Annotated in this window: 3 protein-coding genes; 2 read left to right on the top strand and 1 reads right to left on the bottom strand. The window is 74.9% G+C overall.

Annotated features, from left to right (window positions below; translation table 11 throughout):
* On the top strand, nucleotides 1-1,213 hold a 1,213-nt coding region (locus AA75_RS28515; RefSeq protein ID WP_033823157.1), incomplete at its 5' end, for a sulfatase/phosphatase domain-containing protein.
* A 24-nt stretch (nucleotides 1,214-1,237) separates the two neighbouring features.
* Here AA75_RS28515 and AA75_RS28510 read toward each other — a convergent pair.
* Complete coding sequence (locus tag AA75_RS28510) at nucleotides 1,238-2,872, bottom strand: FAD-dependent monooxygenase (protein ID WP_033823156.1); 1,635 nt, start codon at nucleotides 2,870-2,872, stop codon at nucleotides 1,238-1,240.
* Nucleotides 2,873-3,106: 234 nt separating this feature from the next.
* Between AA75_RS28510 and AA75_RS28505 the strand changes: the two genes are divergently transcribed.
* The gene (locus tag AA75_RS28505) at nucleotides 3,107-5,050 is read left to right on the top strand and encodes a beta-galactosidase (RefSeq protein WP_082526886.1); all 1,944 of its coding nucleotides are present in this window, start codon (nucleotides 3,107-3,109) and stop codon (nucleotides 5,048-5,050) included.
* Nucleotides 5,051-5,107: the final 57 nt, after the last annotated feature.

The following is a 5,107-nucleotide window of genomic DNA, read 5'->3' as shown; positions in this document are numbered from 1 at the left end:
CCTCGCCGAGAACCTGGCCATGATCGACAAGCTCGGCGGGGTGGAGGCCTACAACCACTACCCCAACGGCTGGGCGATGGCCTTCAACACGCCGTTCAAGATGTGGAAGCGGTACTCCTTCAACGGCGGCACCTGCGACCCGTGCATCATCGCCTGGCCGGCCGGCATCGCCTCCCGCGGTGAGGTCCGCACCCAGTACCACCACGCCATCGACATCGTCCCCACCGTGCTGGACTGCATCGGCCTGGAGCTGCCGGAGACGGTGAAGGGGTACACCCAGCTCCCGCTCCAGGGCGTCAGCATGCGCTACAGCTTCGACGCCCCGGGCGTTCCCACCACCCGGAACACGCAGTTCTACTCCATGCTCGGCACCCGCGGCATCTGGCACCAGGGCTGGAAGGCCGTCACCACCCACCCTGCGATCAGCGGCTGGAGCCGGTTCGACGAGGACACCTGGGAGCTGTACCACACCGACGTGGACCGCTCGGAGCTGCACGACCTCGCCGAGCAGGAGCCCGCCCGGCTCAGCCGGCTGATCGGCCTGTGGTTCTACGAGGCTGGCGTCAACCAGGCGTTCCCGCTCGACGACCGCTCCGCCCTGGAGATCCTCTCCACCCCGCGGCCGCAGCTGACCCCGCCGCGCGGCCGCTACGTGTACCGGCCCGGCGGCTCCGAGGTCCCCGAGACCCTCGCGGTCAACATCCGCAACCGCTCCTACAGCATCGGCGCGCTGGTCGACCTCCCCGGCCCGGGGGCCTCGGGCGTGCTGTTCGCCCACGGCGGCCGGTTCGGCGGCCACGCGCTCTACGTCAAGGACGACCGGCTCCACTACGTGTACAACTTCCTCGGCAGCGAGGAGCAGCACGTCACCGGCTCCGAGGAGCTGCCCACCGGGACCGACGTGATCCTCGCCGCCTCCTTCGAGAAGGACGGCGAGGTGACCCCGGGCGTCGCCACCGGCGTCCTGAGCCTCTACCACGGTGAGCGGAAGGTCGGCGAGGGCCGGATCAGGACCCAGCCGGGCCGGTTCACCCTCGCCGGGGAGGGGCTCACCGTCGGCCGCGACAGCGGCGAGGCCGTCACCTCCGACTACCCCTCGCCCGCCCCCTGCACCTTCACCGGCGGCACCCTGCACCGGGTCGCCGTCGACGTCACCGGTGAGCCGTACATCGACCTGGTGGCCGAGGCCGAGGCCATGCTCGCCCGGGAGTGAGGCCGCCGCCGGGCCCGGGGGCGGTCACCCGCCCCCGGCGCCCGTCGCGGCGAAGGTGCGGCGCAGGTGGGCCGTGAGGTGCTCCGGGCGAGCCGGGTGGAAGCGGCCGCCGAGGTACCCGTCGGGGCGGACGACGAAGGCCTCGCCGCCGCGGGGCGCGTAGGCGGCCCGGAAGGCGCCCGCGGTGTCCTCGGCCTGCGGCAGCAGCAGGCCGTCCGGCCGGGCGTCCGCCGTCAGGACGTAGACGTCGAGCAGGCCGTGCGCGGCCGTGGTGGCCGCGGCGGCGCAGGCGTGCAGCGCGTCGGCGGCGGTACCGGGGCCGGCGTACAGCAGCAGCGTGTGGTGCGGGCCGCGCAGCAGGTCGAACAGGCGCTGCGGGAAGGCGGCGAGGTCGCGGGTGAGCCCGGTGCAGTCCGGGGCGCGGTCCCCGGGCACCGGGCCGCCGGGGAGGCCGCCGGGCGGGGCCGGGTCCACCAGGGGGCTGTCGGGGTAGCCGACCAGCAGCTGCGCCTCGCGCAGCAGGACGGTGGTGAGGTCCTCGGGGTCGGCGTCCACGCCGTCCCTGGCGTGCCGGACGGTGCGGCCGACGACCTCCTCCCCCACCGGGTGCCGCTCGGCCTGGTAGCTCTCCAGCAGGTCCTCGGCGCCGACGCCGCGGACCACCAGCGCGAGCTTCCAGGCCAGGTTGTAGGCGTCCTGGACGCCGGTGTTCATCCCCTGGGCGCCGGTGGGCGGGTGGATGTGGGCGGCGTCCCCGGCGACGAACAGCCGGCCCGTGCGGTAGCGGTCGACCAGCCGGTGGCTGATCCGGAACGTCGAGGACCAGCGCAGGCGGGAGGCGGTGGTGGGGGTGGGCGAGAGCCGGTCGAGGACGTCCTGGATGTGCCGCAGTTCGGGGACCCGGCCGGCGTCGAGGCCGTGGGTGACGCCGTCCGGCCCGTCGGCGCCGCCGCCGAGCTCGGGCGGGACCGTCATCGACATCCGGTAGCGGCGGTGGCCGGGGAGGGGGATGCACACCAGGATGTCGTCCACCCGGCCGTCGCCGTCGCGGTGGCTCGCCCGGACGCCGTACCCGGCGGGCAGGTCCCAGTCGACCTCCACGTCGCCGAGCATGTACTGCTCCGGGAACGCGTCGCCCTCGAAGCTCAGACCGGCCGCGCGCCGCACCCGGCTGTGCGCGCCGTCGCACCCGATCACGTAGCGGGCACGGAGCTGCTCGGTGCCGTCGGGGGTGCTGAGGGTGGCCCTGACCAGGTCCTCGTCCTGCTCGGCCGAGAGCAGCTCGGTGCCCCGCTCCACGGTGGTGCCGTAGCCCGCGAGGTGCTCGGTGAGCAGCCGCTCGGTGGTGTACTGCGGCAGCGCGGCGAAGCGGTACGGGATCTCCGGCGGCAGCGCCAGCTCGACCCTCGGGCCGGGGCGGCCGTTCTCGAAGAGCAGCTGGCCGAGCATCGGGACGGCCTCGTCCAGTGCCGCCCGCGACATTCCCATGGCCTCCCACAGCTCGAGCGTCCTGGGCTGGACGCCGACGGCCTTTGCGTACAGCTGCGGGGCGGGCAGCCGGTCGATGATCCGGCAGTCGACGCCGCGGCGCCGCAACTCGGCCGCCGCCGTCAGCCCGACCGGGCCCGCTCCGACCACCAGGACGTCGACCTCGGCCATGATCCGCCTCCTGCCGTCCGGGAGCGACCCCCGGGGCCGCCCCACCGTTCCAGGCTGCCCCGACCGGGTACCGGCCCGCCACTCGCGACGCCGGGGGGAGCGGGCCCGGGCGGCCGGACGCGCCGGCGAACCGCACTACGGCCCCGGCGCGTCCTGCCGCCGGCCGGGGCGGGTGCCCTGGTTGACTGCCGGTCAGAGGCGGTACGTGCACCGCCGGTTCGCGAGGAGGGCACCGTGGATCGTCGCCGCTTCCTGTCCGTCGGGATCCTGGGCCCCGCCGCGCTGGTCACCGGCGCGGCCCCGGCGGCGGCTCGGGCCGGACGGCGCGGGTTCGGCTTCACCGCCGACGGCAGCGGGTTCCTGCTCGACGGCGCGCCGTTCCAGATCCGCAGCGGGGAGATGCACCCGGCCCGGATCCCGGTCGAGTACTGGCGCCACCGGATCCGGACGGCCCGCGCGATGGGGCTGAACACCATCGCCCTGTACGTCATGTGGAACCAGCTGGAGGAGTCGCCCGGCGTCTTCGACCTGCGCACCGACCGGCGCGACCTCGAAGGCTTCATCGACCTGTGCCGGCAGGAGGAGATGCGGGTGCTGCTGCGCCCGGGCCCGTACGTCTGCGGCGAGTGGGACCTCGGCGGTCTGCCGCCGTACCTGCTGCGGGACCCGGACATCCGGCTGCGGGTCGGCTCCGCGGACGACCCCAGGTACCTGGCGGCCGTCGCCCGGTACGTCGCCGCGCTGGCGCCCCGGATCGGGCCGCTGCTGGCGTCCAACGGCGGTCCGGTCCTGATGGTGCAGCTGGAGAACGAGTACGCGTCCGTCGGCAGCGGCTCCGGCTACCTGGAGGAGCTGCGCAGGCTGTGGCTCGACCACGGCGTCGACGGGCCGTTCTACACCGAGGACGTGCTCGCCCAGGCCGAGAGCGCCCGGACCGTGGTCGGCGGCGGCGCGATCGGGCTCAGCGGCGGTGACGCGGCCGCAATCGCCGCCGCCCGCCGGGCGTTCCCCGGTGTACCCGCGCTGGCCGGCGAGGTCTACCCGGGCTGGCTGACCCACTGGGGCGACGACACCTTCCAGGGGCGCGGCAACGACATCTCGGCCGCCCTGCGCGGCTGCATGGAGCAGGGCCTGTCGTTCAACATCTACATGGTGCACGGCGGCACCAACTTCGGTTTCACCGCCGGGGCCAACGCCGACGACCTGGGCGGCGGCTACCGCGCCGACATCACCAGCTACGACTACGGCGCCCCGATCACCGAACAGGGCGTGCCCACCGCCCGCTACGCCGCGTACCGCGCGGTGATCGCCGCGCACCTGGCCGTCCCGCCGCCGCAACCACCGGCGGCCGTGCCCACCCTGACCGGCGATGACGTGCCCGCGCTGCTGCCGGAGCCGTACGCCTCGCTCTGGGACAACCTGCCCGGTCCGCTGCCCGCCGAGCCGGGCGCCGCCCCCCGGCCGATGGAGGCGTACGGCCAGAACACCGGCTTCGTGCTGTACAGCAGGCGGCTGCCCGGCCTGCGCGGCGGGCGGCTCGCCGCGGAGCGGGTGCACGACTACGCGACCGTCTGCCTGGACGGCCGGTACCTGGGGACCTTCGCCCGGCAGTCGCTGCCCGCGGCCGTCACCGACGCGCTGGGCATCGCCACCGACGGCCCGCCGCCCACCCTGGACCTGGGCCCGGCCGGTGGTACGGCCACGGGCGCCCCGGGCCCGCGGCTGGACATGCTGGTCGAGGGCATGGGCCGGACCAACACCGGCCTGGCGCTGGCCGACCGCAAGGGCCTCCTCGGCCCGGTGACGCTGCGGGACGCCGGTCCGCTCACCGGGGAGCTGACGGACTGGCGGACCACGCTGCTGCCGATGGACGAGCCGTTCGTCGCCTCGCTCGTCCCGGGGGTGGGCGATCCGCGGCGGCCCGGCATCTTCTTCCGGACCACCTTCGAGCTGACCCGGCTCGGCGACACCTACCTCGACCTGTCGGGCTGGACCAAGGGCGTGGTCTGGGTCAACGGCCGCAACCTGGGCCGCTACTGGCAGATCGGCCCGCAGCAGCGCCTGTACTGCCCGGCGCCCTGGCTGCGCGCGGGCACCAACGAACTGCTGCTGTTCGACCTGCACCAGCTCCGGCCCCGGCCGGTCACCCTGCACGCGGCGCTCACCGACGCGCCCTGAACGCCGGCACCCGACCCACCCGCCCTCCCGCCCTTCCGCCCGTACGAAGGAGTCCGC

The organism is Kitasatospora sp. MBT63 (genome assembly GCF_000710465.2).
Lineage (GTDB): Bacteria > Actinomycetota > Actinomycetes > Streptomycetales > Streptomycetaceae > Kitasatospora.
Note: the sequence above shows the minus strand (reverse complement) of the source record. Positions and strands in the feature narration are given on the sequence as shown.

Coding starts and splice junctions, on each gene's coding strand:
- AA75_RS28510 (WP_033823156.1), bottom strand. CDS start 2,872: ATGGCCGAGGTCGACGTCCTGGTGGTCGGAGCGGGCCCGGTCGGGCTG.